This is a genomic window from Sphingopyxis sp. 550A, from assembly GCF_053569535.1.
Map to the genome: position 1 here is coordinate 4458131 of NZ_CM131615.1, position 24512 is coordinate 4482642.

Here is a 24512-nt window from a genome sequence, read left to right on the forward strand (position 1 = left end):
CCCGGTTCGTGGCCGATGCCCAGCCCGGATGCGTGGAACGGTTCCGCGCTCCCGCTTTCGAGCTGCCCGAAGTTGCAGAGCACCGACATCGATGCGGTGCACGAGCATATGAGCGCGATGTTCTGCCAGCATGATTTATATATCGAAGGCGGCGTGCCGCCGATCACGTTCCGGCACAATCAGGCGCCGTTGCGGTCGCTGACTTTCAACGCGACCGACTATGGCAATCCCTATGGCCGCGTCGTTGTGGCGATCCCGCCGATGGAGCAGCTCTATCTGGTGCAATTCTCGCTCGCCGGCCGGGCCGAGATCAGCCAGGGCAACGACAGTTTCATCCTCGAACAGGGCGAAATGTGCGTGCTGGGTTCCAACTCGCGCATCCGTCAGGTGTTCGACGAAGGCTACAAGCATTTCACCGTCAAGATACCCAAGAGCGATCTCGAAACCGTGCTGATGCAGGAATTGGGGTTCCGGCCCGGCGAGCTGCATTTTTCGCCCAAGCCGGTCCGGCTGGAGGGCGCGGCGGCATCCTTTGCCCATATGGTGCGGACGGTCTGCGACGACATCGACCTTGGCCTGCCGGGCTACAGCCACCCGCGCACCTGCGGCTCGATCGAGGACAGCCTGAAGCGGTTGTTGCTGGCCGCGGTGCCGCACAATCATAGCGACCTGTTCAACGGATCGGTTTCGGGGCCCGCTCCCTATTATGTGCGGCGGGTCGAGGAATATGTCCGCGCCCATGCCGAGGAACCGATCGGCCTTGCGGAACTGATCGAGGTGTCGGGCGTCAGCGCCCGTTCGCTCCACGCCGGGTTCCGCCGCTTCCGCGATGCGACGCCGATGGGCTATCTCAAGAACCATCGGCTGGCGCTGGCGCGCACGGCGCTTCAGGCGGGCGCGGACAGCGGCGTCTCTGTGACTGGCGTCGCGCTTTCCTGCGGTTTCACCCATCTCAGCAAGTTCGCGCGCGACTATTTCGAACGCTATGGCGAACGGCCGTCGGAGACGCTCCGCGCCATGTGATCGAGCGGCCCGCCACTATCGGCGGGCCGGACCCTTTGGGGTGTTCAGGAGGTGAGGACGACTTCGCCGTCGCGTTCGGTGACGCGATAGGTGCGGATCGCGATCGAGCAGGGTGCGGCGGTCGGTTCGCCGGTGCGGATGTCGAAGCTGCCGAGATGGTAGGGGCAGACGATCTGCCCGTTTTCGATTTCGCCGTCGGCCAGCGACGCATCGCCGTGCGAGCAGACGTCGTCGGTGGCGAACACGTCGCCGTCGAGGCGATAGACCGCGAGGACGCGTCCGTCGCCAAGATCGACTTGCAGCACTTCGCCCTCGGCGATGTCGGCGGACGCGCACAGCCGCTCCATCACGCGCCCGCCGGCTTCTTGAAGGAGAGCGCGGGGGCAATGTCCCCCTGGACCCGGATGTCCAATATTACCGTTTGCAATCTCCATCCTTCTTCCGTCCTTGTTACGGTGGCGTCGTACCAACCGCCGAGCCACTGATCCTGCGGTCCCTGATCGGTCTGCATCGTGCAGAGCTCCCAAAGATACCATTGGCATGTCCCGCTATGGCAATCGTCCGACAGGACGATGACCGGGGCGACCATAAAGTGGATCGACCACAATATCTTCTCCGCCGCGATGGCGGCGAGGCCCGCGGCGATCGCGTCGCGTCCATCGAGCGCGGCGAAGCCTTCCGCCGACCACGTGGCGTCGGCCGCGAACAGCGGGCCCATGATCGCGGGATCGTTCCGGCGGTCGGCGCCGAGCGCGTAGCGGGCAACCAGATCGGTGATCGCCGCGCGCGCTTCGAGCGCCTCCAGTCTTTGCTCCAGCGACATGGTCGCGACGTCCGCCCCGGAGAGTCAGGCCGCCGCAGCGGGGGGCAACCCCAATGCGGTGTCCTGATCCCCGTGGACGGCGACGAAGCGGGTTTCCTCGAATGCGTAGGGCACGCCCGGGGCACCCCCGTACAGCTCGATATGCGGCGCGATCTCGGCGAGTGACAGCGCGAGATGATAGAGCGGACGCAGCTCTTCGGGCAGGCCGCCGAGCGGATAGTCGTCGACGCGCTTCAGGATCGCCTCGATCCGCGGCAGGGTCGCGTCGTAGAAGGCCTTCAGCTCTTCGCGGCTCGCGGTCCGGCGCCGCGTCTGGCGCGCGTCGGCGCCGGGCAGGGCCCAGCTCAGGAAGGGCGTGAGGTCGGCGAAATCCGCGGGCAGGGTGATGTTGGTCATGGCCTCTTTCCCCTTCACGCGTTGACGAACTGGTCGACCACGACGGTCGAGTGGCGGATCAGGATTTCATCGTCCTGCAGATGCTGTTCGCGCTTCGCCCGCGATTGCATCGCGCGCTGCGTGTCCTCCATCGTCGCCGTGTCCTCAAGCCAGGCGTTGCGCTGCAGGATCATCGCATGTTCGGTCGCCCAGCGCTCGGCGTTGGTTTGCGGCGCCTTCACATAATAGCGGCCTTCCCACAGTGTCTTGTTGTAGGCGGTCGGCCAGAACTGGTGAGTGAACCAGATGCCCTCGGATACATGGATCAGCGTGTTCGGGAACAGCACGCTGAGCTCGAACGCGAAATCCTCGCGCTTGTCGGGGTTGATCGTCGGCGGCAGCATCGTTTCGCCGCGCTGCGACACCAGCGACGCGCCGGCCAGCGCATTGGCGATGCCGGCGACCGGCGTCGGCTTCGCGTTCAGCGTCAGGCACACCGCGCAGCTGCGATGCGGCCCCATCAGCTTCACATTCTGAAGGCCGGTCGAGAAGACGTTGGGGAACGACCCCGCGTGGATCGTGTCGACATGATAGGCCTCGGCAAAGGCGTCGTGTGCGACCTTCCAGTTGCAGTCGAGGCGCGTGTAATAGGTGAAGCCGTAATCGAGTTCGTGGAACGGATAGCCCGCGAAATGGGTGGCATATTCGCCCAGATATTCGGTCAGGCTGGTTTCCGGATTTTCGGCGACGTTGATGAACAGAAAGCCTTCCCAGATGTCGAGATGGACCGGGGTCAGACCATTCTTCTCCTTCGAGAAACAGTCGTAGAAACGCTGCTCGCTCGGCACCTGCTTCAGACTGCCCTCGGCGTCATAGACCCAGCCGTGGAAGCGGCAGGTGACGATCGCGGCCTTGCTGCGGCCGAAGGTTTCTTCCCCGATTTCGTTGACGACCGTGTTGCCGCGATGCGCGCAGGCGTTGTGAAAGGCGCGGACCTTGCCGTCCTTGCCGCGGATCAGGATCACCGACGTGTCGGCGGCGGCGACGCGCTTGACCTTGTAGTCGCCGACCTTCGGGATTTCGTTTTCGCGGCCGACGCACAGCCACACCTTGCGGAAGATCTTTTCCTTTTCCCGCTCGTACCATTCGGGGGAAATATAGGGCTCGGTGGAGATCGGGCCGGAGCCAAGCTCCGGATATTGTTCCATCCAGCGATGCGCGGTCTCGGACATGGTCCACTCCCTTTGACGATAGATATGCCGGGCCGGACGAGGCAGTCCCCTCGGTCCGTCGATCTTTTTATAGTGAGCGGGGTGGTTCGCGACCGCTAGCCCACCCCTGAGGGCGTTAGCCTGCACGCGCAGCAAAGCTGCAAGGGCGCGGAGAGGCGCGCTTCCGGCAGGTGCATTTTCTGCACAGTCTTCCGCAGCGAGGGGATGGCGGCAGCGGGATCAGGCTAGCGGAAAGATCCGATCCGGCGTCTTTTATGTGCAACGGTGGGGCGTCGATGATCCCGCCGAAGCAGAGGAACAGACATCGGCCGGCAGCATGACCACGAGGCACGGCGGTTGGCCTGATCTGGAAAAGGGGACAGGCATTATGCGTTGCATCAAGACAAACATGCGGACCGGAGCAGCAAGTTGCTGGCGAACGGGGCTGCTGGCCGGCGTTTCGCTGGCCGGGCTGTTCGCGGCGGCCCCCGCGGCCATGGCGCAGGAAGCACCGGCGGCCGCCGAAGCGCGCTCGGAAGGCGGCATCGAGGATATCGTCGTCACCGCTCGCCGCCGCGAGGAATCGCTGCAGGATACGCCGATCGCGATCTCGGCGGTGTCGGGCGACGCCATCGCTTCGCGCGGGCTCGACAATGTGACGCAGATCGGCGACTTCACGCCGAACGTGAAGTTCAACAGCTCGGTTCCGGTATCGGCGAGCAACGCGACCGCCGCGATCTTCATCCGCGGGATTGGGCAGAACGACTATCAGCTTTCCGCCGATCCCGGCGTCGGCCTCTACCTCGACGGCGTCTATATTTCGCGCGGCGTGGGCAATGTGCTCGACGTGCTGAACGTCGAGCGGATCGAGGTGCTGCGCGGGCCGCAGGGCACGCTGTTCGGGCGCAACACGATCGGCGGTGCGGTGAGCGTCACGACCAAAAAGCCCGGCGATGTCCTGACGGGTAGCATCGACCTGACCACCGGCAGCTATGAGCGGGCGCAGGTCAAGGCATCGATCGACATTCCGCTCGCCGAAGGCGTTTACACCAGCTTCTCCGGCTTCTTCCATCGCCGCGACGGCTATGTGAAGGGCGTCGTCACGGGCGCGCCGGATCTTGGCGACACCAACCAACTCGCGGGCCGCTTCGCGCTGCGCCTCGAACCGTCGAGCGACGTCACTATCGACATTGCGGTCGACGGCACCCGCGCCCGCGAGGAATCTGCGCCCAACGTCCTCATCGCGCAGGACGAGAATGCGCCCGCCGCGGCGACCTGGAATGCCGCCTATTCGGGCGCGGGCGCGATCTGCGCCGATCCGACGAACCCGGCGCGCTTTACTGACCAGCGCTGCTTCAACAGCCAGTGGGCACTCGCGCCCTATCGTCATGGCGGCACGTTCACGACTATCTCCAACGTCTTCAACACGACCAGCCGCCGCCCATACCAGTCGGCGTCGGACCTCAATATCTGGGGCGTGTCGGGCGTGCTGAGCTGGAACGTGTCGGACAGCGTTACCTTCAAGTCGATCACCGCCTATCGCAAGGTGACGGGCTTCTGGACCCGCGATTCGGACCATAGCCCGGCGACGATCATCCAGACCAACAGCGACTGGAAACAGGATCAGTTCAGCCAGGAGTTGCAGCTCGGCGGCGAGGCGTTCGACAAGCGCCTGAACTGGCTCATCGGTGCTTACTACTCCAACGAAAGCGGTAACCACCGCGATCTCGTCAACATCATTGACGCGGTGTTCCTGAGCGGCGCGGTGCTCGACGGCAAAAGCTATGCGGTCTTTGGCCAGGCGACATACGAGATCGTTCCCGATCTCAACCTCACCGCCGGCATCCGCTGGACCCAGGACCAGAAGACCTTCGGCAACGCCAATCAATATGTGGTCGAGGCGGGCTTCCTGACCGGCGCGCCGTTCAACCCGGACGGTTCGGGGCTGCAGGACGGCGATCCGCTGATGGGGCCGCTCGGCCAGACGTCGACGATCAAGGACCGCGCGTGGACCCCGATGGCCAGCCTGTCCTATCGCTGGAGCCCCGAGGTGCTGACCTATCTGTCCTATTCGAAGGGCTTCAAGGGCGGCGGCTTCACTCAGCGCGTCTTCCCGCCCTTCGCCTTCATTCCGTCGTTCAAGCCGGAAACCAGCGAAACCTATGAAGCGGGGATCAAGACCGACCTGCTCGATCGCAAGGTGCGGTTGAACGCCGCGGTGTTCCTCAACAATTACAACAATCTGCAGATCACGGTGAACGATCCGACCCTGGGCTTCGCGCCGATCATCCAGAATGCGGCGAAGGCACGCATCAAGGGCGTCGAGCTCGAACTCCAGGCGCGTCCGACCGATGCGCTGCGGATCGAGGCGGGTCTTGGCTATCTCGATGCCAAATATCGCCAGGTCGATATCCGCGCGCTCAACGCGGGTGTCAGCACCGATACCCATCTGCAGAATGCGCCGAAATGGACGCTCAGCGCGGGTGTTTCCTATGCCTTCGACCTCGGCGGTTCGGGAACGCTGACGCCGCGGGTCGACTGGTCCTATCGCTCGCGCGTTTACAATGACGCGGTGAACACGCCGCAATTGGTGCAGGACGGCTATCACCTGCTCAACGCGTCGATCGGCTATACCGATGAAGGCGAGCGCTGGTCGGTCAATCTCGGCGTCAAGAATATCACCAAGGAAGTCTACCTCGGCTCGGGTTACGCCGACTCCTTCGGCGGCATCTTCGAAGGCGTCTATGGGCGTCCGCGCGAATGGTATCTGAGCGCGGGCTATAAATTCTAGGGAGAGGCGGCGGGCGGCCCTTTCGGGTTCGCCCGCCGCGAACGGGATGTTTCGCCATGACCATGCTCGCCGACCTTGAAGCGCGCATCGCCCGGCTGGAAGCGCACAAGGCGATCGAGCGGCTGATCGCCGACCTCGGTCACGCCTTCGACAACGGGCCGTCGGCCGAGACGCTGCGCGGATTGTTCACCGCCGACGCGATATTCGAGATCGACGGCTATGACGCGCTGCGCGGGGGCGACACGATCGCCGACGGGGTCGCGGGCAATGCTGATCGCGGCTTTCGCTGGACGCTGCACTATCTGGTCTCGCCGCGCATCGACCTCGCGGCCGATGGCAGCAGCGCTGCGCTGTCTTTCATGCTGTGGGAAGCGGCGACGGCTGCCAGCGGCCGCGCCTATTGGATCGGCGGCAGTTACGCTGCGGAGGCCGTCGCGGACGGCGGCCGGTGGTGTTTTCACCGCCTACGGCTGAACGCTGATCTCATCTCGCATTATCCCGAGGGTTGGCACGCCAAGCCCGCGGCTTTGGATCGGGCCTGAAAAAGGCCGTCATTCGCAACCGGAGTGTATGCACATGTTACAAGAGGCCGCCACGCTGGATCACATCCAGCGCACGATACCGCAGATTCGCGAGGAACTGGGCGTCGCCCCGGTCTCCGTCCGCGCGATCCGCGATCCCGCCGTCTATGCGCTCGAAAAGGAACGCATCTTCAAGAAGGTGTGGCTGAAGGTCGCGACCGCATGGGAACTGCCCCAGCCCGGCGACTACAAGGTCAAGGAGATGACGGTCGCCGATACCTCGGTCCTGATCGTGCGCGGCAAGGACGGGCGCATACGCGCCTATCACAATGTCTGCACGCACCGCGGCAACAAGGTGGTGCCGAACAAGGGGTTCGAAACCTTCGGCCGCTCGCGCGCCAATGTCGTGACCTGCCGCTTTCACGGCTGGGTGTTCGGGACCGACGGCGCGCTGAAGTCGGTGCCGATGCAGGAGGGGTTCGGGCAGCTCGACAAAAGCTGCCTCGGCCTTCGCGAAATCGCGTGCGACGAGTGGGAAGGCTTCGTCTTCATCAATTTCGACCCCGAACCCGCCCAGTCGCTGAAGGAATATCTGGGCGATTTCGGGGCGCTGTTCGGCGGCTATCCCTATCATGAATCAACCACCGCCTTCCGCTATTCGACGGTGCTCAAATGCAATTGGAAGGTCGCGCTCTACGCCTTTTCGGAAGGCTATCATGTGCCGACGATCCACGCCGGATCGCTGCCGGGATTCCGGGGAATCGAGCATACCGATTTCAAGCTGATGGGGCCGCACGCCTCGTCGACCATCTATGGCGCCGGCATGGACGCCGCGCCGTCGACGCAGACCTTTGCGGGCATTCTCCACGGTTCCGAACGGCATCGTCCGCGTCCCGACCAATTGCCGGCCAACATCAATCCGGCGCGCCGCGACGATTTCCAGTTCGAGATTCCGAACATCTTTCCGAACCTGCTCATCCACCTCGCGTCGGGCTGCGGCTATCCCGGCATGTCCTATTTCACGCACCAGTTCTGGCCGCTCGATCATGGCACGACCTTGTGGGAGGGGATCAACTATTTCCGCCCGCCGGCGAATGCGGCGGAACGCGCCGCGCAGATGCACGTCAACGCACTGCATCGCAACGCGTGGCTCGAGGATACGGCGACGATGGAAGACACCTTCTCGGGCATCATGTCGGGCGTGATCGACGAGATGCAGTTGATGGACCAGGAATTCCTGATCCGGCACGCCGCGCTCAATCTTGATGACTATCTTGCCGGGGAAGATGCATGATGACCGTGGATTTGCCGACCATGCCCGCCGGTTTCGAGGATCTGGCGCCGCTCGCAGCGCGCTGGGGCCGGGCGACGGAGAATGAGCGCAACGCGCTGCGCCTTGCCTCGACGACGGCTGATTTTGCCGCCTTCGATGCGGCGATGACCCCGCGTCTCGATGCGCTGCTTACCTATCTCGGCGATTGCCCGGCAGCGCCCGAGGACCCGGTGCAGCGCAACGCGCTGATGCTCGCCTGCGCCTTCGCCGAGGCGGCGCCGCATCACGAGCTTTACGGTGGCAGCGCCGAAGTGCCGTTCAGCTTCGATGCGCGGCGCTTCGTTCCCGACCATGGCGACGAGTCCCTCTAAAAGGGACCGTCGCACCGGGCGCCCGACGCGCGATCAGCCGGCGATGAAATCCAGAACGGCGCGGGCGAAAGCCGCCGACTGCTCGACGTTCGACAGATGCGCGGCGTCGAGCATGACCAGCCGTGCGCCCGCGATGGTGCCTGCCAGCGCGTCGCTGTGCGGCGGCGGCGTGGCGGGGTCGCGGCTGCCGCCGATCACCAGCACCGGCGTGTCGATCAGCGCGGCGGTACGGCGCATGTCCATGTCGCGGATCGCGGCGCAGCAGCCGGCGTAGCCGACGGGATTTGTCGTCTGAAGCATGTGTTCGACCGGCGCGATCGCGGCGGGGGAGGAGGCGGCGAATTCAGGGGTGAACCAGCGTTCGACCGATGGCCCCGCCAGCGGCGCCATCCCGTGCTTGAGTACCGACGCGATGCGCGCATCCCAATTGGCGGGCGGCCCCATGTAGAAGGAGGTGTTGGCAAGGATCAGCCGGCGGACACGGTCCGCCGCACGAATGCCGAGCCATTGCCCGACCATGCCGCCGAGCGACAGGCCGCAGAAGTCGACGCTGGCGATGTCCAGCGCGTCGAGCAGTTCGACGACGTCGCGTCCAAGCCGGTCGATCGAATAGCCGCCGGCGGGGGCGTCGGAGACGCCATGGCCGCGCTGGTCGTAGCGGAGGACGCGGAAGTCCGCGGTCCACGCATCGATCTGCGGCGCCCACATCGTCCGATCGGTGCCCAGCGAATTGGAGAGCAGAAGGACAGGGGCGTCCGCCGGGCCGTCGAGCTGCCAACCGATGCGGCACCCATCGCCGGTCGTGACGAAGCCGCTCGCCGCCTGCGCCGTGTCGACGGTGGCGGGCGAGGCCGCGCTCATGCCGCGAGCGCGCCCACGGCAAGCGGTGCGCCGGTGCGCGCCACGACCTCGTCGACGCCGACGCCGGGGGCGGTCTCGACCAAAGTCAGCCCGCCCGCCTTGCGGTCGACCGCGATCACCGCGAGGTCGGTGATGATCAGGTCGACGACCGCGCGGCCGGTCAGCGGCAGCGTGCAGCGCTCCAATATCTTCGGGCTGCCGTCTTTCGCGACATGGTCCATGACGACGACGATGCGCTTCACGCCCGCGACGAGGTCCATCGCGCCGCCCATGCCCTTCACCATCTTGCCGGGGATCGTCCAGTTGGCGAGGTCGCCATTGGCCGCGACCTCCATCGCGCCGAGCACCGCCATGTCGATATGGCCGCCGCGGATCATCGCGAAGCTGTCCGCGGATGAAAAGAAGCTCGAGGTGGGAAGCGCGGTGATGGTCTGCTTGCCCGCGTTGATCAGGTCGGGATCGGCCTCTCCCTCATGCGGGAAAGGACCGATGCCGAGCATCCCGTTCTCGCTCTGCAGCGTCACATGGATGCCCGCGGGCACATGGTTCGCCACCAAGGTCGGGATACCGATGCCGAGGTTGACATAATAGCCGTCCCGCAGCTCTTTTGCGGCGCGCGCCGCCATCTCGTCACGCGTCCAGCTCATGCCGCATTCTCCAGCGCGCGGGTGGTCAGTTTCTCGATCCGCTTTTCGTTGATCGTCGAAAGCACGACGCGGTCGACATAGATGCCCGGCGTGTGGACGCAGTCGGGATCGAAGCTGCCCTCGGGGACGATCTCTTCGACCTCCGCCACCGTCATCCGCCCGGCGGTCGCCATATTGGGGTTGAAGTTGCGCGCGGTCTTGCGGAACATCAGATTGCCCGCGGGGTCGGCGCGCCACGCCTTGACGATCGACAGGTCGGCGCGCAGGCAGGTTTCGCGCACATATTCCTCGCCATCGAACATCTCGGTCGGCTTGCCTTCCGCGACGACGGTTCCGACGCCGGTCCGGGTGTAGAAAGCGGGGATACCCGCGCCGCCGGCGCGGATGCGTTCGGCGAGCGTGCCCTGCGGGGTCAGTTCGAGTTCGAGTTCGCCCGATAGATATTGGCTCTCGAACAGCTTGTTCTCGCCCACATAGGAGGAGATCATTTTCTTCACCTGGCGGCTTTCGAGCAACATCCACAGGCCGAAACCGTCTGCGCCGGCGTTGTTCGAGATGATCGTCAGCCCCTTCACGCCGCTCGCGCGGATTTCGGGGATCAGGCTTTCGGGATTACCCGACAGCCCGAACCCGCCCGACATGATCGTCATGCCGTCGAACAACAGGCCGTCGAGCGCTGCGGCGGGAGAAGAATGGATCTTTTGCATGAGGCCAGGCGGTCCTTGTCAGGCGACCGCGCGCGTGCGGGCCGAAAAATGCTCGTCGTCTTCGTCGTTCGCCTTCTGCAGCACGAAGTCGAAGGCGATATAGGCGGCGTCGCCCTGACGGTTGGGAACGGGCAGCAGCCCCTCGCGGGTGCCGAAGGCGAAATCGTCGGCGGCGAACGGATCGTCGCCGAAATTGATCTGCGTCGTCAGCGTGCGGTACCCCGGCGCCTCGACGAAGAAATGGACATGCGCGGGACGGTTGCCGTGACGGCCGAGCGCGTCCATCAGCGTTTCGGCGGCGCCGCCGGGCGGTACGCTGTAGCCGCTGGGCAGGCGCGAATGAAAGGCATAGAGGCCATCGTCGCCGAGGCGGATGCGGCGGCGGTTGTTGAACGGGCTTTGCGCACCGGTCGGGTCGAAGTGCGAATAGAAGCCCTTCGAATTGGCGTGCCAGACGTGCAGCAGCGCGCCCTTGACCGCTTCGCCGTCCATGCCCCGGATCGCGCCGTTCATGTAGAGGGTCACGGTCTCGTCCTCGTCCTGCGACAGATTGACGTCGCCTTCGACGATCGGCGCGTCGGCGACATAGAGCGGGCCCTCGATCGTTCGCGGCGTGCCACCGCCCCGCCCGGCCTCGGCGTCCTGGGCATCCATATACAGGTCGAGGAAATGCTCGAGGCCGAGCCCCGGCACCAGCAGGCCGAACTCGTCGGCACCCTGCTGCAGGTAGGTGACCGCCTTCCAGAATTCGCTTTCGTCGATGTCGTATTTGACGATCGTGTTCATCACCGCCTCAACAAGGTCGCGCACGATATGCTTCAGCCGGGGGTCGCCGCCTTCGGCGTCGAGGCCGCTCGCCCGGTCGAGCAGATTCTGGATGGGCGCGCTCTGCACGAAATCGGTGGTCATGATGCTCTCCTGTATCGGGTCCATAGTCTGGTCTGGTTCAACGGTCGTCGTCGTGGATCGACGAGGGATGTCGGCACAGCGCCGTCACGCGCACGTCCATGAAGGGATAGAGCGGCAGGCTGGTCAATATGTCGTGCAACTCGCCATTGCCCGCGACGTCGAAGATGCTGACATTGCTGTACTGGCCGACCACACGCCAGATGTGGCGCCAAGTGCCTGCGCGCTGCAATTCCTGGAACCGCGCCTTTTCCGCCGCCTTGAGTGCTTCGAAACGCGTCGGATCATAGTCCAGCGGCACGTTGACATCCATTTCGACCTTGAACAGCATGATCGGACCTTTCAGGCAGCCGGGATACTGATGGTGGCGCGCGCTGCGCCGCGCCGAAGGAAGTCGACGCGATCGTCGTCGAGCGCGATCCCGAGGCCAGGCGCGTCGGGTACGCCGAGCGAGAAATCGCGATAGTCGAGCGGCGTTGCCAGTATCTCTTCGGTGAGTAGCAACGGTCCGAACAATTCGGTACCGAACGCCAGCGAGGGGAAGGTCGCAAACACATGCGCCGAGGCGATCGAGCCGACACCGCCTTCGAGCATCGTGCCGCCATAGAGCGCGACGCCGGCGGCGTCGGCGATCGCCTGTACCTGCTTCGCGGCGAACAGCCCGCCCGATTGCTCGATTTTCACGGCAAAGACATGGGCCGCCGCGTGGGTCGCAAAATCATAGGCGCTGTGCGGGCCGGTCAGCGCCTCGTCGGCCATGATCGGGATGCGCGCGCGCGCCGCCAGCCGCGCCATGCCGGCGCGGTTGAAGCGCGATATCGGCTGTTCGACGAGGTCGCAGCCGACGTCGGCGAGCCTGTCGATGCCGCGCGCCGCGGTGGTCTCGTCCCACGCCATATTGACGTCGACGCGCACCGAGGCGCGGTTGCCCAGCGCGCGCTTGATCGCCGCGACATGCGCGACATCGTCGTCGAGCGGGCGTTTGCCGATCTTCAGCTTGAACGCGTTGTGCCGGCCGCGCTCGATCATGTCTTCGGCTTCGTCGATGTCGAGCGACGTATTGCCGCTCGCCAGCGTCCAGAGTACCGGCAGCCGGTCGCGCACACGTCCGCCTACCAGCTCGCTGACGGGCAGTCCCATCCGCTTGCCCTGCGCATCGAGCAGCGCGGTTTCGATCGCGCATTTGGCGAAGTGATTGCCGACGATATGCGTCGCGAGCTTCGCCATCGCCGCGGCGGGGCGGGTGGCGTCGCACCCCCTGAGCAGCGGCGCCAGATAGGTTTCGATGGTCAGCTGAATGCTCTCGGGGCTTTCGGGGCCATAGGAGAGGCCGCCGATCGTCGTCGCTTCTCCGATCCCGACGATACCGTCGGAGCAATGGAGGCGGACAAGGCACAGCGTCTGGCTGTGCATCGTCGCCATCGCCAGCACATGCGACCGGATGGTCGGAAGGTCGACTAGAAAGCTTTCGATATGTTCGATTTCGACCATCAGGCACCCCGTTTCCGATGCCGATGATATCCGGCCGGCGCCTGAAACGGAAAGACTGTGTCAGTCCATTATCATACCTTCAGGGTATGAATTGCCAAAGAGTCAGTGAGCTAACAAATTCCATTGGAACGAGTATGGACGCGCAGTCGTCCAATTTTCGTCTTCGGGAGCAAGTCTGTCGAGAGTTCCGACCACCAGCATTGATTCAAAGTTTTTGACCTGGCCCCCATCTTTCATCCAGCTTCAACCAAAGGCTGAGTGGTGTTGTCGCGGATAAGCGCAGGCGAAGAAACGGGCGGGGTCAATCTTAAAACATCGCCCGGCAACGATCCCAATGCAACGTATGAACCAGTAGCAGCTTTCCTGCTTCCTGAGACCGAAACTCGACAAGCAGAAGGCGGCCACCAGCTGACCGGTCATGTCGATCATCACTTGCGGTCGAGTCAATCGCGCTGCCTGGCGTACCGTAGATGGTCGAAGGCTATGTCGGAGGTGCGGGCAAGGGCGCAGTTTGACTTCGACCTCGGTATCGTGCGCGGGGACGGATGATCGTGCCGGTCGACGCCTGCTCCAAGGCATGCGCCACCCAGCCCACTGTTCGGGCGATAGAGAATAGGCCGAAACTCGATCGTGGCGGCAACGAGTATCGCCGCGCGATCGCGAGGAGCGCAAAGTCGATGTTGGGCTGTAATCCCAACATGTCCATGACCGCATCCCGCAGCGTCGCAAGCTCCGCGTCCGGCCGGACGTGCTCGAGCAACGCGCGCCCGCGCGGGTCGCCATAGGGATAGAGCGGGTGGCCAAATCCCGGCAGCCCATGCCCGGCGGCGAGCCAGCGCTCTATCGCTGCGTCGGCGCCCATATTGCTCGCCTCGATAAGCAAAGATTCCATAGCGACACCAGCACCGCCATGTTTGGGGCCGGACAGGGTGGCCAGCCCGGCAAGAATGCAGGCAGGCATGCCGGCGCCCGTCGAGGCAGCGACACGCACAGCAAACGTCGATGGGTTGAGTTCATGATCGGCGAGCAGGGCCAGCGCCTGTCTAACCAGTTCTTCGCCCTCAGTGTCGAGGGCCCAGGCAGCGGAAAGCCGCTGATGGATCGGTCCCGTCCCGACGGCGCCGAAAGCCGAGGCCATCGCGGCAACACATATCGCGCCCTCGTTCACCAGTTTCGCGGTGGGCCTGCCGATGAGCGATCGTGCTCTTCCAGCCAATATGGCGAGAGCCTGAAACGGATCGCTATCGGCGGCGACCTCGGGAAACACAATGACGTCCGTTTGTTCCCACAATAGCGCCGCAACCTCTTCAAGCCCCGCGCGCGCGGCCAAGGCCGTGGCGGTCTCGCCGCGATAGATCAATTCTCCGTGATTGACCGTCGCAATAGCTGTGGGGATTACCGGTTCGCCCCATGCCAATGTGCTTGCCGCGACGGATGTCTGGCGGCGGCCGCGCGCGCGCCGGTCTGCGAGCGCGAGAATATCGTCGCCCCGATAGAGGCTGCACCGCGGGTCCGTGGGATCGGCGCGCCGCTCGATCTGGCCGCGGCTGACATAGGCATAGAGGGTCTGGGGCCGGACATTGAGTTTCGCCAGCACCTCTTCGCGGGTCATCCATTCGTGCATGATTGATTCACTTGATCAAGATTGATTCACTATGCTGAAGGGATCATTTCGCTTCTCGCCAGTCAAGGAGCGAATGAAATGAGCAACGGTCTTGAAGATGTCGTGGCGGCCGAAACGGTCCTGTCGGACGTACGCGGCGTCGAAGGGCAGCTGATCATCAGGGGATATCCGCTTGCGACATTGGCCGGGCGCTGGACCTTCGAACAGACCGCGCACCTGTTGTTTACCGGCTTCTTCGCCGATTTACCCGATGCTGCGGAATTTTCGGCGAGGCTGGGCGCCGCCCGCATCGATGTGTTCGAGAGGGCACACGGGTTGCTCGGGCCGATGTCGAAACTGCCCGCCTATGATGGCATGCGCGCCGCGATGGCGATGCTGCCCGACGGCACGGCGCTGTCCGATGGGGTGCGCTTGCTTGCGGCCCCTGCGGTTCTTCTTCCCGCGCTGATCCGTTTGCAGGCGGGCGATGAGCCGATCGAGCCGTCGGCCAACGCCGGTCACGCGGCGGATGTAATCCGCATGCTGGGCCGATCGGACGGCGCGGGCGCGCTCGATACCTATCTCGTTACCGTGAGCGATCATGGTCTCAATGCCTCCACCTTCGCTGCGCGGGTGGTCGCCTCTACACAGGCGGGGTTGACCTCCTCCGTCCTCGCGGGGCTGGGCGCGCTCAAGGGGCCGCTTCATGGCGGTGCCCCTGGTCCCGTCATCGACATGCTCGATGCGATCGCGGAGGAGGGTGACAGCGCCGGTTGGATCGAGCGTGCGCTGGATGAGGGCGAGCGGTTGATGGGATTCGGGCACCGCATCTATCGCACGCGCGATCCGCGCGCCGACGCGCTCAAAGCCGCGCTTGGGTCATTCGGAGATGTCGATGCCCGTCTACGCTTCGCAGAAGGCGTTGAACAGGTTGCGCTTGAAGCGCTTCACCGTCGCAAACCTAATCGCGTGCTCGAAACCAATGTCGAATTCTATACGGCGTTGCTGTTGGAAGCTGCGGGATTTCCGAAGCATGCATTCACCGGAGTCTTCGCCATGGGCCGAATCGCGGGCTGGCTGGCGCATGCCCGCGAACAGGCGTTGACTGGACGGCTGATCCGGCCGGCATCCCGCTATGTGGAGCCTTTGACGAGCGATGCAGCCTGAAGGTAGTCCGGCGGCCCATGCGGGCCACAGCCAGGCAGGGATATGTCGCTGCGTCCGCTTTTCGGCACCTCCTCGTTCAAAGCTGCCTTACCGCAACCGTTGAGAGTTTCGGACGCCGCCAGGCGTCGGAAAGTCTTCGATGCCCGAACCGCGGTGGTCATGGTGCGAGCTATGGGGAAAGCTGTTTTGCGCTGATGTTGGGATAGCCAGGCGCTGCCCAAAAGCAGACGTGCGCGATATCGGACCGTCTGGATATGGGTCGCAAAAGCGGACATGCAAAAGCAGACGGGCTGATTTTGGTGGTGTGATGTCTGCTTTTGGGCAGCGTCGGCTTGAGCGGGTCCGCTTCCAGGCGCGGGTGTGCGCTGGATCGTGTCTGCGCCAGGCCGTGCCGGGTCACGGCGCAGGTGCCCCGGATGAGACCGCAAGCTGGGGCGGCGCGCGGGGCTGGTAGCGGCGCTCGAAGACCTCGATGATGATCATGGTACCGCCGCAGCACGGGCAGGTTGGCCCGGGCCCTGCATCGACGACGGGCTCGTCGGTCGGCGGAGGTGCGACATCGAGCAGGCGGCGGGCGCGTTCGAGATGATCCTTGCGGTGTGCGCTGGCGAGAAGGCCATAGTGGCGGATGCGGTGGAACCCGCGCGGCAGGGCGTGGAGAAGAAAGCGGCGGATGAACTCGTCGGCGGCGAGGGTCATGACCTGCTGCCGTCCGGGGCCGGCCTTGCGGTAATCCTTGTAGCGGAAGGTGACGCCTTCCTCGTCGAACCGGAGGAGCCGGCTGTTCGATATGGCGACGCGGTGGGTGTAGCGCGCGAGGTAAGCGAGCACGGCCTCGGGACCAGCGAAGGGCGGCTTGGCATAGACCACCCAGCGCTTCTTCCTGACGGGTGACAGGTGCCGCAGGAACGCGCGTCGTTCGGCGAGATGCGTGAGGCTGCCAAAGAAAGCGAGCTTGCCGGCATCGTGCAGCGCACGCAGCCGGGTGAGGAACAAGCGTCGGAACAGGGCACCAAGCACGCGGACCGGGAGCAGGAAGGCGGGGCGTGCGGATATCCAGCGCGTTCCATCGCGGGAGATGCCGCCGCCGGGCACGATCATATGGATATGGGGATGATGGGTGAGCGCCGAGCCCCAGGTGTGGAGGACGGCGGTGATACCGATCCGGGCGCCGAGGTGCTTCGGATCGGCGGCGATGGTCAGCATCGTATCGGCCGCGGCCTTGAACAGCAGGTCATAGACGAGCGCCTTGTTGTAATAGGCGATCGCGGCGACCTCGGCAGGCAGCGTGAACCCGACGTGGAAATAGCCGACCGGGAGCAGGTCGGCCTCGCGCGCTTCGAGCCAGCTGCGCGCGGCGGCGCCCTGGCACCTGGGGCAGTGCCGGTTGCGGCAGCTGTTATAGGCGATCCGCCAGTGCCCGCAGTCGGTACAGGCCTCGACATGACCACCGAGCGCGGCGGTGCGGCAATGCTCGATCGCCGACATGATCTTGAGCTGGTGCAGGCTGAGATGCCCGGCATGGGCGGCGCGGTAGGTTGGCCCGGCAGCGCGGAAGACGTCGGCGACCTCGAGTGAGGCGCGCATCGGCCTCAGCCGTCGGGCGCTTCCTCGCTGGGCGATGCGAGCGCGAGCCTGTCGAGCGGACTGACGATCGACCGCACCGTCTTGGTCGCCACCTGGGTGTAAAAAGCGGTGGTGCCCAGCTTGGCGTGACCGAGCAGCGCCTGGATGACGCGGATATCGACACCGTCCTCAAGCAGGTGGGTGGCGAAGCTGTGGCGCAGGGTATGCGGTCCGACGCGCTTGTCGATGTCCGCCGCCTCCGCGGCTTCGACGACGACGCGGTAGAGCTGCCGCGTGCTGATCGGCGCCGCGGCGCTCTGTCCGGGAAAGAGCCAGCCGTCGGGGACAAGGATGCCCTGTTGCCGCCCAGCGCGCCACCAGTCGCGCAGGAGCAGGAGCAGGCCTTCGGGAAGCATGGCGTTGCGGTAGCGCCCGCCTTTGCCGCGCTCGATCCGAAGCAGCATGCGCTTGCTGTCGATATCGCTGACCTTGAGCGCCGACACCTCGGCGACGCGTAGGTAGGCGACCGACAGCGCAGCCTGGTGCTTGAGGCTGCGGGTCGCATCGAGCAGGCGCTTTACCTCGGCCATCGTCAGCACGACCGGGATCTTGCGTACCTGCCTGGTGCGGACGAGCTTGCGCGCGAGGTCGGGGCGGTCGAGCGTGTGCGTGAAGAAGAACCTCAGCGCGCCGACGATGCTGTTCATGGTCGGCGCCGGGACGCCCGCCTGCTGCTGCTCGATCTGGAACCGCCGAATGTCCTCGGCGCCTGCGGTGTGCGGCGAGCGTCCGAGCCAGGTCGCGAACCGCCCCACATCGCGAAGATAATTACGCTGCGTCTCCTTCGAGAAGCGGCGCATGGTCATGTCGTCGATCAGGCGCTGGCGCAGCGGGCTGATCGGGCCAATCTGGATAAGCTCGTTCATCGTTCGACTCCTCAGGTGAAGGAGTCGAGAGGGTCCACCTGCGGCAGCCCACGTTCAATCAGGTGCGGCGCTCGCTCGGCCGCTTTACATCGAGGCTAGCACCAATCCGCGGAGCGGTTCGTGCACCGGCCAATTTCGCAGGGGCTTCCGTTTGTCGATTTGCCTGACTATCGCAGCATTCATGCGGCCCACCATAGCGGAGCGAGTGGCAGGACTGGTCCGCAGGATGGACGGGACGCCGCTTTGCGACGAATGTATCGCCGACCGGCTCGACCTTTCGTCGATCGCACAGGCGAGTGTCGCTACCAGTTCGGCGAGCGGGACCGGAGGCTTCGAGCGGTTGAGAGGCCCCTGCGGCCTCTGAGGAGAGCCAGGGCCGGTCATCCGCTACAACGGTTGAACGTCCGGAATCCGGCCGGCCAAATCGAGCGCGGCTGAATTGGGCGTGCTCTGGCGCCGCCGGGCGGCGCCAGGGGCCGCGCGTTGTTTTGGGCCGCGCGGCGCACTTGGCTCGCTATCCTTGCCGGGCGGCGGCTGGCCCCCAGGCCCGCGCGCACGCCGCCCGGCCGCGGGCTCGCCAAGAGCGCCTTCTTCTCGGGCGCTTCGCGCCGGCGTCGAGGCCCTGTGGAATGATTGCAGGGCCTGGGCGGCAATTGTCGCCCTGCTTTGCTCCAAGACATCCGGCCCTCTCCGCCGTCCGCGGTCGCACTGTGAGTCGCACCACTTTCTCTTGTGGGTCGCGGGGAAAGGCCCTTGCGGGATCTCGGCGACCGAGCCCGCCGGGACCAGACGGAGCTTCGCGCGTCGGCTGGTTTTGGGCAGCGGTGGGCAACGCTCCCTGGCCTGCCCGAGGTCACCCCTTCTTGCCGCCCTTTTGCGGGTCCGGCTCGCCTTTGGCCGTCAACCCCATGCGGGGTTCGCCCTCGCGTGCCGCTCGGTGACGGCAGCTCGCGGCCCCTCCTTTCGGCGCCATCGGGGATGTCCCCCGAGCAAGCGAAGGAGTTTTGATATGCCCACCATTGCCAACCTCAACGTCAAGGCCGACGGCAGCTTCGAAGGCACGCTCGCCACCCTCAACGTCACCGCGCCGATCGCCATCGTTCCCAATGGTCGCAAGACCAAGGAAAACGAGCCCGATTATCGCATCCTCAGCCGCAAGAACGGCTTCGAGCTCGGCGCCGGCTGGAAGCGTTTCTCGCAGAGCAACGGCGCCGAATATGTGTCGGTCACCATGTCGGCCCCCGAATTCGGTACCATCTACGGCAATGTCGCCAATGCGCCGGGCGATGATCCGATGAAGAAGGTCATCATCTGGAACCCGCCGGCCTGACGGCCATCCGGCTCCGCCTTCGGGCGGAGCCGGTTTCTCTTTCTGTCGATGGACGGCCGTTTTCGGGCCGCCGTTCGGCATGTTTGGCCCGGCAGGCCCTTGGCCAACTGGGGAACTGCGCAGGGGTTCTGCCTGACGGGCCGCATGTCGCGGGGCTTCGAAAATCATGATCTGATCGGCGTGGTGGATCGCTGGTTTGGCGTGTCGGGGAGTATTCGGTCAGGCGCCGGGAAGCGGAAGCAAGGGGGCGATGGGGCGGCATGGGGGCTGCCGAATGGGCGCGGGCCATCCCCGCTCTCGATTGCCGCTGATCCCTTGGCCGAGGACTGGCCTCCTTCAATCAACCCGTAAAGGGTCCCCACGCTGCGCTCGGGCCGCGGCTTTGCCGCGATGATTGCGGCCAGTCCCCTTCCGGCGGGGCGCCTGTCGAGCGGGAATGGCCCGCTCCCAAGGACAGGAGTTCATCCCATGCCGCTTACCACCGCCCAATCGCTCGGCTGGAACCTCGCCCGGACCATGATGACCGTGATCATCCTTATCGAAACCAGCGCCGGTTATTCTGTGATGCCGCTCGACGAATTCGATGGCGACCCCGAAACGATCCTCTGCGAATATGACCCCTTCAATCGCTGACCCTTTGAAAACAGGTCCAGATTGGGGCCGGTTCGGGTTCTTCCCCGGACCGGCTTCTGCTATGCTTCGCGCGCAGGTTGCGCTGTGGAGGTGGTGGTGGGCGCGTCCGACAGGAGGACGTTCATGACCCTGATGCTCATATTCGGCGCCATCGCGGCGCTTTATTGTCTCCGGCTTCTCTTCCGCAGTGCCAAATTCGCGCTGCCGGTGTGCGCCGCGATCGCCCTCGGCTTCGCATTGCGCGATCTCGGCTTTGGCTGGTTGACAATCCTGGGGTCGGCGCTGATCGTAGGAGTTGCTGTTCTGGCTCTTGGCCGGCGGTTGGTGGGAGGCGCGGCCCCGCTCCCCGTGAAGCTCTGCGTCATCCTGACGTTCGTCGGCGCTGCGGCCTTTGCCGGCTATCAAGCGGGGACCGCACTAGGCATTTTGGGCGGGCTTGAAGAGGGAGCGGAGCATGGCCTCGCATTCCTGTCGGGCCTTTTGACCGGCTATGCGAGCTGGCGCGACCTTGTGTCGCCTGCGGTTTCAGCCGAGCGACCGGCCATGTCCGTCTAGGCCGACTTCCCCCCTCCATCTTCGCTCTCCTTCCCGGCCGATTGCCGATGCGTCCGTCCGGCGGACCTCCTGTCGCGGTCTCTCGACATGCGCCATCTGTCAGCGGAACGCTTTGCTGACCGGCTCGGTGCAACGGCGCGCACCCGTCTTTCTTCCCCCGGCGTGCCGCCGTTCCTCGCGAAGCAAGAAAGACGGGTGCGCGCCGTCCTCCGCTTTGCTCCGGGCCCCTGGCTGCACCGCCGGTCCCCGCTGACCTTCGCTGCGCATCGAGACCGCGATGGTGCGGTCCGAGCCAAGGAAGGAATGCATCATGGCCAAGATCGGCACATTCAAGAAAGTCTCCGGAGAATTTCGGGGCAGCATCGTCACCCTCTCGGTGCAGGCGAAGTCGGTTCGCATCGCACCCGAGGAAAATCCGAGCGGCAACGCCCCCAGCCACCGCGTCTTCATCGGCGACGTCGAAGTCGGCGCGGCCTGGGAAAAGCAGACGCAGGACAAGCGCCCCTATCTTTCGGTCAAGCTCGACGACCCGAGCTTCACGGCGCCGGTCTTCGCGCAGCTCTTCGCGGGCGAAGGCGATGAGCATGACCTCGTCTGGAATCGCCAGGCGCGCCGCGGCGACTAACGCTCCGATCCCGCCCGGCGCTGCCGGGCGGGATACCCATTTCTGGGGATGTGACTCCCCGCCTCATGGAATTGGCGACCTGGGCGTCGTCGCCAAGTCTGCCGCCTTGCACGGAGGCGCGCATGGCGGAGGAAGCAAGGGACGATGGGGGCGGCAAGTCCCGGCTCGATTTCCCCGGCTTCGCGCAGGAATTTCTTCGCCGCAATCCCGAATATCGCCGCGACTATGAGAGCGTCATGCCGGATCCCGAGGGCAATCCGACGGCGCAGGAGGTGATGGCCCGGCGATGGGGCCTTTGCTTTCCCGGCCGATCCCCATCTGTCGGCGCGTGACGCGCCTGCCTTCTGGGACCCGGCCGTCTGCCCCCAGGTCATAATCCTCGGCCCCGCAATCGCCGGTATGAAGAATAGGCCGCATTTCGACCCCGCCCATTGGCCTCTGGCCATCGCGTCGCGGTCGGCGGGCGACGAAACACACCTGGTGATGGGCGATAATGTGTCGCGACATCGCGTCTGTCTGCGTGGCCTGCCCGCTGGCCACCCCATTGCTTGGCTGATCCCCTGCGACGCGCTGCTCGATGCCCGCTTGCAGGCGCTTGCGGCCCTCGACCGCTGGCTGCGCGGCGCGCGGCGCGGCGCGCAAATGTTCGGGCCAACCGCCTATCAGGCGCGGCGCCTCGACCTTTTGCTGGCCATCCTCGACCTTCGCCGCGGCGGCGGGGTCACGAGCCATATGGTCGCGAAGCATCTCGTCTATCCGCGCCATTCGATCGGACAGGGCGCTTCGTGGAAGTCTTCCCCCGAGCGGCGCCGGACCCAGCGCCTTATCCACGAGGCCGACGCGCTTGCCGCGGGCGGCTATCGCACGCTGCTCGCCGGCCGCGCGGGGCGACAAAAATAGCTCGGCGATTCAGCCGCTCCCCCGCGCTCCCGCTTTCGCGCCACGACGCCTCATCGCGCGCTGCCCCGCCTTTTCGGGAGCCGCCGCTGGAAGGAGCATCCCATGACCCCCGCGCACCCTCCCCGTTATCTGAGGACCCCTGACGCGGCGCGCCGCGTCGGCCTCTCGCCGCGAACGCTCGAAAAGCATCGCTGCTATGGCACCGGCCCGGCCTATCGCAAACTCGGTGGGCGCGTGGTCTATGCGATCGACGAACTCGATGCATGGGTCGAACTCGGGCGGCGCTCGTCGACCTCCGATCCGGGCGTCGGCACCGTGCACCCGGCGCGCCGGGGGCTCGCCTGATGCCGCGCGCTGTCGCAGCGCCCGGCGTTTCGCTCTCCCGCCCCGGCCACGGTAGCGGATGTGTTTCCGCGTCGCCCCACGGCTGCGGCTTGACTGAGGTCGAACTGACCTGGATCGAGGGCCGCCACGAACACTGGATCCGCTTCGGCCGCGTCGCCGCCGAGCGGATATTGAGCCGCAGCACCCGCGTCATGGCCTTTCGTCCCGGCGCGGTCTTTGGCTTCGTGCGGTGGACGTCGAACGACTTCGGTACCATCCATTCGACCATCGCGATCGCAATTGCGATGACGCCCGGCGAACCATTTTCGACGCTGCCTTTCGTCCGCCCCGGCGCCGAAATCCTTGCGCGGATCGACGGCTGGCCGAAGGTCCAGCAGGCGCTCGCAGCGATCAACGCGGTGGAGGCGGCTGGCATCGAGGCGTGCGATGCATCGCCCGACCATTGGCGCCATGTCGGCAACCGGCTCGCCGCCGGCCTGCCTTTCCGGCCCTATAGTCTCGATCGCCATACGGCATGGCTCCGCCGCCGGGCGATCGAGGCATGAACCGCCGGTTCTTGTGCGCGACGGTCGGCGCAGCGGCGCTGTTTACCGCTTCTTTCGTCGCAGTCGCCTGGCTGAAGCCGGCGCCGCGACTGCTCTGGAATGCGAGCGCCAGCGCCCCCATCGGCGTGTACCGGATCGATGTCGGTGCGCGGCCTCGGCTCGGCGAGCTTGTCGCCATCGACCCGCCGCCGGCGCTTGCGATCTATCTTTCCCGTCGCGGCTATCTGCCGCGCGGCGTTCCGCTGCTGAAGCGCGTCGCCGCGCTTCCGGGCTCTCTGGTCTGCCGTTCGGGTGCATCCGTCACGATCGACGGCGCGGGCGTCGCCCGTGCGCTGGCGCGCGACGGGGCGGATCGTCCGCTCCCGGTCTGGCGCGGTTGCCGGATCGTCGGGGCGCAGGAATTATTCCTGATCAATGCCGCGCGGGGCAGCCTCGACGGGCGATATTTCGGGCCGATTTCGGCGTCCGGACTCATCGGCACGGCGCACCCTGTTCTGACGCGCACCGACGCCGAAGCATCGCTTCGCTGGCACCGCGCGAGCCCTTCCTTCGAACCAATTGCCGACGAGATGGAGCAAGGACGATGACAGTTGTGCGGCTGCGGCGAAGTCTCACCATACTGTCTGTCCTGTGCTCGCCGATGCGCGTCGGCGCACGGCGCGCGGCCATTTCGGCTGCGCTGCTTTTGCCGCCGATCTGCACTCCGGCTGCCGCCGCAGCGCAGTCGGAGCGCCATCCCTATGCCGCTCCGGTCGCCGAAGCGGCGCAGCGCTTCGGTATCCCGGAGCTCTGGATCTGGCGCGTGATGCATGCCGAAAGCCGCGGCCGTATCGGCGCCGTGTCGCACGCCGGCGCCATGGGGCTCATGCAGATCATGCCCGCAACATGGGCGTCGCTGACGGCGCGCCACCGGCTCGGTTCGGACCCGTTCGACCCCCGCGCGAACATCCTCGCGGGCGCCGCCTATCTGCGCGCGATGTGGGACCGCTATGGCGATGTCGGGCTGATGCTCGCGGCTTACAATGCGGGCCCGGGCCGCGCCGATGCCTATGTCGCGGGACGCCGCGGACTGCCCGCCGAGACACGCGCCTATGTCGCCAAAATTGCACCCGAACTGCACGCCGCCGGTGAAATTGCCGCGATCGCTGCGCCGACCTTGCCGTCGACCGGATGGCGCGGGGCGGGGCTCTTCATCGCACCCCTCGGTGCTGTCGACACCCCGCGCTCGTTCGAATCTGCGGGCAAGACTGCCACGACTTCTGGTGCAGGCTCGCCGTTATTCATTCCCCTGTCCGGGATACACCAACCATGATGCGG

The 24512-nt window shown here is 65.4% G+C and carries 31 protein-coding genes; 17 read left to right on the top strand and 14 right to left on the bottom strand.

The genetic code is table 11. The annotated features are described in order from the left end of the window. Nucleotides 1-72: 72 nt before the first annotated feature. Entirely contained in the window at nt 73-1023 is a 951-nt protein-coding gene (locus ACVENA_RS21600) for an AraC family transcriptional regulator (protein ID WP_449327014.1), read from the top strand. 44 nt (nt 1024-1067) lie between these two features. Here the strand turns inward: ACVENA_RS21600 and ACVENA_RS21605 are convergent, their stop codons facing one another. Genes ACVENA_RS21605 through ACVENA_RS21620 form a run of 4 tightly spaced genes read right to left on the bottom strand, consistent with a single transcriptional unit; the run spans nt 1068 to nt 3453 of the window. Beyond that, nucleotides 1068-1370 carry a non-heme iron oxygenase ferredoxin subunit gene (locus tag ACVENA_RS21605; RefSeq protein WP_449328980.1) on the bottom strand — a complete coding sequence of 101 codons (303 nt, stop codon included), beginning with the start codon at nt 1368-1370 and terminating at the stop codon, nt 1068-1070. Further along, nucleotides 1370-1846 carry a nuclear transport factor 2 family protein gene (locus tag ACVENA_RS21610; RefSeq protein ID WP_449327015.1) on the bottom strand — a complete coding sequence of 159 codons (477 nt, stop codon included), beginning with the start codon at nt 1844-1846 and terminating at the stop codon, nt 1370-1372. Before ACVENA_RS21610 ends, ACVENA_RS21605 begins: the two co-directional genes overlap by 1 nt. A 24-nt stretch (nt 1847-1870) precedes the next feature. Further along, nucleotides 1871-2242 carry a hypothetical protein gene (locus tag ACVENA_RS21615; RefSeq protein ID WP_449327016.1) on the bottom strand — a complete coding sequence of 124 codons (372 nt, stop codon included), beginning with the start codon at nt 2240-2242 and terminating at the stop codon, nt 1871-1873. 14 nt (nt 2243-2256) lie between these two features. After that, nucleotides 2257-3453, bottom strand: a complete 1197-nt coding sequence (locus tag ACVENA_RS21620) for an aromatic ring-hydroxylating oxygenase subunit alpha (RefSeq protein ID WP_449327017.1) — start codon at nt 3451-3453, stop codon at nt 2257-2259. A 388-nt stretch (nt 3454-3841) separates the two neighbouring features. Between ACVENA_RS21620 and ACVENA_RS21625 the strand changes: the two genes are divergently transcribed. The 4 genes from ACVENA_RS21625 to ACVENA_RS21640 are packed head-to-tail and all read left to right on the top strand — an operon-like array spanning nt 3842 to nt 8388. Next, the gene (locus ACVENA_RS21625; RefSeq protein ID WP_449327018.1) at nt 3842-6223 is read left to right on the top strand and encodes a TonB-dependent receptor; all 2382 of its coding nucleotides are present in this window, start codon (nt 3842-3844) and stop codon (nt 6221-6223) included. A 56-nt stretch (nt 6224-6279) separates the two neighbouring features. Then, nucleotides 6280-6765: a nuclear transport factor 2 family protein gene (locus ACVENA_RS21630; RefSeq protein ID WP_449327019.1), complete on the top strand. Its 486-nt coding sequence runs from the start codon at nt 6280-6282 to the stop codon at nt 6763-6765. A gap of 28 nt (nt 6766-6793) precedes the next feature. After that, nucleotides 6794-8038, top strand: coding sequence for an aromatic ring-hydroxylating oxygenase subunit alpha (locus ACVENA_RS21635; protein WP_449327020.1), 1245 nt, complete (start codon nt 6794-6796; stop codon nt 8036-8038). Then, on the top strand, nt 8035-8388 hold the full coding sequence (locus tag ACVENA_RS21640; RefSeq protein WP_449327021.1) for a hypothetical protein: 354 nt from the start codon (nt 8035-8037) through the stop codon (nt 8386-8388). Before ACVENA_RS21635 ends, ACVENA_RS21640 begins: the two co-directional genes overlap by 4 nt. Nucleotides 8389-8421: 33 nt before the next feature. Here the strand turns inward: ACVENA_RS21640 and pcaD are convergent, their stop codons facing one another. From pcaD to ACVENA_RS21680, 8 genes are all read right to left on the bottom strand, one after another. Beyond that, nucleotides 8422-9249 (bottom strand): 3-oxoadipate enol-lactonase, encoded by an 828-nt coding sequence (pcaD, locus tag ACVENA_RS21645; RefSeq protein WP_449327022.1) that lies wholly within the window; start codon nt 9247-9249, stop codon nt 8422-8424. After that, entirely contained in the window at nt 9246-9896 is a 651-nt protein-coding gene (locus ACVENA_RS21650; protein WP_449327023.1) for a 3-oxoacid CoA-transferase subunit B, read from the bottom strand. Before ACVENA_RS21650 ends, pcaD begins: the two co-directional genes overlap by 4 nt. After that, nucleotides 9893-10603: a CoA transferase subunit A gene (locus tag ACVENA_RS21655; RefSeq protein ID WP_449327024.1), complete on the bottom strand. Its 711-nt coding sequence runs from the start codon at nt 10601-10603 to the stop codon at nt 9893-9895. Before ACVENA_RS21655 ends, ACVENA_RS21650 begins: the two co-directional genes overlap by 4 nt. Nucleotides 10604-10621: 18 nt before the next feature. Next, on the bottom strand, nt 10622-11512 hold the full coding sequence (locus ACVENA_RS21660) for a dioxygenase family protein (RefSeq protein ID WP_449327025.1): 891 nt from the start codon (nt 11510-11512) through the stop codon (nt 10622-10624). A gap of 37 nt (nt 11513-11549) precedes the next feature. Continuing rightward, the gene (gene catC, locus ACVENA_RS21665) at nt 11550-11840 is read right to left on the bottom strand and encodes a muconolactone Delta-isomerase (protein WP_449327026.1); all 291 of its coding nucleotides are present in this window, start codon (nt 11838-11840) and stop codon (nt 11550-11552) included. Nucleotides 11841-11851: 11 nt separating this feature from the next. Beyond that, a complete protein-coding gene (locus tag ACVENA_RS21670) occupies nt 11852-13000 on the bottom strand; it encodes a muconate/chloromuconate family cycloisomerase (RefSeq protein WP_449327027.1) in 1149 nt (382 codons plus the stop codon). A 243-nt stretch (nt 13001-13243) separates the two neighbouring features. Further along, nucleotides 13244-13429, bottom strand: a complete 186-nt coding sequence (locus ACVENA_RS21675; RefSeq protein ID WP_449327028.1) for a hypothetical protein — start codon at nt 13427-13429, stop codon at nt 13244-13246. Nucleotides 13430-13481: 52 nt separating this feature from the next. Then, nucleotides 13482-14612, bottom strand: a complete 1131-nt coding sequence (locus tag ACVENA_RS21680) for a citrate/2-methylcitrate synthase (RefSeq protein ID WP_449327029.1) — start codon at nt 14610-14612, stop codon at nt 13482-13484. A 90-nt stretch (nt 14613-14702) separates the two neighbouring features. Between ACVENA_RS21680 and ACVENA_RS21685 the strand changes: the two genes are divergently transcribed. Then, the gene (locus tag ACVENA_RS21685; RefSeq protein ID WP_449327030.1) at nt 14703-15770 is read left to right on the top strand and encodes a citrate synthase/methylcitrate synthase; all 1068 of its coding nucleotides are present in this window, start codon (nt 14703-14705) and stop codon (nt 15768-15770) included. Nucleotides 15771-16166: 396 nt separating this feature from the next. Here the strand turns inward: ACVENA_RS21685 and ACVENA_RS21690 are convergent, their stop codons facing one another. Next, nucleotides 16167-17357, bottom strand: a complete 1191-nt coding sequence (locus ACVENA_RS21690) for an IS91 family transposase (RefSeq protein WP_449327031.1) — start codon at nt 17355-17357, stop codon at nt 16167-16169. A gap of 5 nt (nt 17358-17362) precedes the next feature. Next, entirely contained in the window at nt 17363-18262 is a 900-nt protein-coding gene (locus ACVENA_RS21695) for a tyrosine-type recombinase/integrase (protein ID WP_449327032.1), read from the bottom strand. 205 nt (nt 18263-18467) lie between these two features. Here ACVENA_RS21695 and ACVENA_RS21700 point away from each other — a divergent pair, with 205 nt between their 5' ends. From ACVENA_RS21700 to ACVENA_RS21750, 11 genes are all read left to right on the top strand, one after another. Beyond that, nucleotides 18468-18626, top strand: coding sequence for a hypothetical protein (locus ACVENA_RS21700; protein WP_449327033.1), 159 nt, complete (start codon nt 18468-18470; stop codon nt 18624-18626). Nucleotides 18627-19271: 645 nt separating this feature from the next. After that, a complete protein-coding gene (locus ACVENA_RS21705) occupies nt 19272-19592 on the top strand; it encodes a DUF736 domain-containing protein (protein WP_058456001.1) in 321 nt (106 codons plus the stop codon). A 468-nt stretch (nt 19593-20060) separates the two neighbouring features. Further along, nucleotides 20061-20225: a hypothetical protein gene (locus ACVENA_RS21710; protein ID WP_322309587.1), complete on the top strand. Its 165-nt coding sequence runs from the start codon at nt 20061-20063 to the stop codon at nt 20223-20225. Nucleotides 20226-20348: 123 nt separating this feature from the next. Continuing rightward, a complete protein-coding gene (locus ACVENA_RS21715) occupies nt 20349-20780 on the top strand; it encodes a hypothetical protein (RefSeq protein WP_449327034.1) in 432 nt (143 codons plus the stop codon). 310 nt (nt 20781-21090) lie between these two features. Beyond that, nucleotides 21091-21405, top strand: coding sequence for a DUF736 domain-containing protein (locus ACVENA_RS21720; protein WP_449327035.1), 315 nt, complete (start codon nt 21091-21093; stop codon nt 21403-21405). Between the two features lie 122 nt (nt 21406-21527). Next, entirely contained in the window at nt 21528-21737 is a 210-nt protein-coding gene (locus ACVENA_RS21725; RefSeq protein WP_449327036.1) for a transcriptional regulator domain-containing protein, read from the top strand. 163 nt (nt 21738-21900) lie between these two features. Further along, nucleotides 21901-22305: a DNA -binding domain-containing protein gene (locus ACVENA_RS21730; RefSeq protein WP_439513712.1), complete on the top strand. Its 405-nt coding sequence runs from the start codon at nt 21901-21903 to the stop codon at nt 22303-22305. A 102-nt stretch (nt 22306-22407) separates the two neighbouring features. After that, nucleotides 22408-22650, top strand: coding sequence for a helix-turn-helix transcriptional regulator (locus ACVENA_RS21735; RefSeq protein WP_011542767.1), 243 nt, complete (start codon nt 22408-22410; stop codon nt 22648-22650). Then, entirely contained in the window at nt 22650-23195 is a 546-nt protein-coding gene (locus ACVENA_RS21740; protein WP_449327037.1) for a DUF2840 domain-containing protein, read from the top strand. The genes ACVENA_RS21735 and ACVENA_RS21740 overlap by 1 nt, the downstream gene beginning before the upstream one ends. After that, the gene (locus tag ACVENA_RS21745; RefSeq protein WP_011542765.1) at nt 23192-23782 is read left to right on the top strand and encodes a S26 family signal peptidase; all 591 of its coding nucleotides are present in this window, start codon (nt 23192-23194) and stop codon (nt 23780-23782) included. Before ACVENA_RS21740 ends, ACVENA_RS21745 begins: the two co-directional genes overlap by 4 nt. Further along, entirely contained in the window at nt 23779-24507 is a 729-nt protein-coding gene (locus ACVENA_RS21750) for a lytic transglycosylase domain-containing protein (protein ID WP_449327038.1), read from the top strand. Before ACVENA_RS21745 ends, ACVENA_RS21750 begins: the two co-directional genes overlap by 4 nt. Nucleotides 24508-24512: the final 5 nt, after the last annotated feature.

Coding starts and splice junctions, on each gene's coding strand:
- ACVENA_RS21605 (WP_449328980.1), bottom strand. CDS start 1,370: ATGGAGCGGCTGTGCGCGTCCGCCGACATCGCCGAGGGCGAAGTGCTG.
- ACVENA_RS21610 (WP_449327015.1), bottom strand. CDS start 1,846: ATGTCGCTGGAGCAAAGACTGGAGGCGCTCGAAGCGCGCGCGGCGATC.
- ACVENA_RS21615 (WP_449327016.1), bottom strand. CDS start 2,242: ATGACCAACATCACCCTGCCCGCGGATTTCGCCGACCTCACGCCCTTC.
- ACVENA_RS21620 (WP_449327017.1), bottom strand. CDS start 3,453: ATGTCCGAGACCGCGCATCGCTGGATGGAACAATATCCGGAGCTTGGC.
- ACVENA_RS21625 (WP_449327018.1), top strand. CDS start 3,842: ATGCGGACCGGAGCAGCAAGTTGCTGGCGAACGGGGCTGCTGGCCGGC.
- ACVENA_RS21630 (WP_449327019.1), top strand. CDS start 6,280: ATGACCATGCTCGCCGACCTTGAAGCGCGCATCGCCCGGCTGGAAGCG.
- ACVENA_RS21635 (WP_449327020.1), top strand. CDS start 6,794: ATGCACATGTTACAAGAGGCCGCCACGCTGGATCACATCCAGCGCACG.
- ACVENA_RS21640 (WP_449327021.1), top strand. CDS start 8,035: ATGATGACCGTGGATTTGCCGACCATGCCCGCCGGTTTCGAGGATCTG.
- pcaD (WP_449327022.1), bottom strand. CDS start 9,249: ATGAGCGCGGCCTCGCCCGCCACCGTCGACACGGCGCAGGCGGCGAGC.
- ACVENA_RS21650 (WP_449327023.1), bottom strand. CDS start 9,896: ATGAGCTGGACGCGTGACGAGATGGCGGCGCGCGCCGCAAAAGAGCTG.
- ACVENA_RS21655 (WP_449327024.1), bottom strand. CDS start 10,603: ATGCAAAAGATCCATTCTTCTCCCGCCGCAGCGCTCGACGGCCTGTTG.
- ACVENA_RS21660 (WP_449327025.1), bottom strand. CDS start 11,512: ATGACCACCGATTTCGTGCAGAGCGCGCCCATCCAGAATCTGCTCGAC.
- catC (WP_449327026.1), bottom strand. CDS start 11,840: ATGCTGTTCAAGGTCGAAATGGATGTCAACGTGCCGCTGGACTATGAT.
- ACVENA_RS21670 (WP_449327027.1), bottom strand. CDS start 13,000: ATGGTCGAAATCGAACATATCGAAAGCTTTCTAGTCGACCTTCCGACC.
- ACVENA_RS21675 (WP_449327028.1), bottom strand. CDS start 13,429: ATGATCGACATGACCGGTCAGCTGGTGGCCGCCTTCTGCTTGTCGAGT.
- ACVENA_RS21680 (WP_449327029.1), bottom strand. CDS start 14,612: ATGACCCGCGAAGAGGTGCTGGCGAAACTCAATGTCCGGCCCCAGACC.
- ACVENA_RS21685 (WP_449327030.1), top strand. CDS start 14,703: ATGAGCAACGGTCTTGAAGATGTCGTGGCGGCCGAAACGGTCCTGTCG.
- ACVENA_RS21690 (WP_449327031.1), bottom strand. CDS start 17,357: ATGCGCGCCTCACTCGAGGTCGCCGACGTCTTCCGCGCTGCCGGGCCA.
- ACVENA_RS21695 (WP_449327032.1), bottom strand. CDS start 18,262: ATGAACGAGCTTATCCAGATTGGCCCGATCAGCCCGCTGCGCCAGCGC.
- ACVENA_RS21705 (WP_058456001.1), top strand. CDS start 19,272: ATGCCCACCATTGCCAACCTCAACGTCAAGGCCGACGGCAGCTTCGAA.
- ACVENA_RS21710 (WP_322309587.1), top strand. CDS start 20,061: ATGCCGCTTACCACCGCCCAATCGCTCGGCTGGAACCTCGCCCGGACC.
- ACVENA_RS21715 (WP_449327034.1), top strand. CDS start 20,349: ATGACCCTGATGCTCATATTCGGCGCCATCGCGGCGCTTTATTGTCTC.
- ACVENA_RS21720 (WP_449327035.1), top strand. CDS start 21,091: ATGGCCAAGATCGGCACATTCAAGAAAGTCTCCGGAGAATTTCGGGGC.
- ACVENA_RS21725 (WP_449327036.1), top strand. CDS start 21,528: ATGGCGGAGGAAGCAAGGGACGATGGGGGCGGCAAGTCCCGGCTCGAT.
- ACVENA_RS21735 (WP_011542767.1), top strand. CDS start 22,408: ATGACCCCCGCGCACCCTCCCCGTTATCTGAGGACCCCTGACGCGGCG.
- ACVENA_RS21740 (WP_449327037.1), top strand. CDS start 22,650: ATGCCGCGCGCTGTCGCAGCGCCCGGCGTTTCGCTCTCCCGCCCCGGC.
- ACVENA_RS21745 (WP_011542765.1), top strand. CDS start 23,192: ATGAACCGCCGGTTCTTGTGCGCGACGGTCGGCGCAGCGGCGCTGTTT.
- ACVENA_RS21750 (WP_449327038.1), top strand. CDS start 23,779: ATGACAGTTGTGCGGCTGCGGCGAAGTCTCACCATACTGTCTGTCCTG.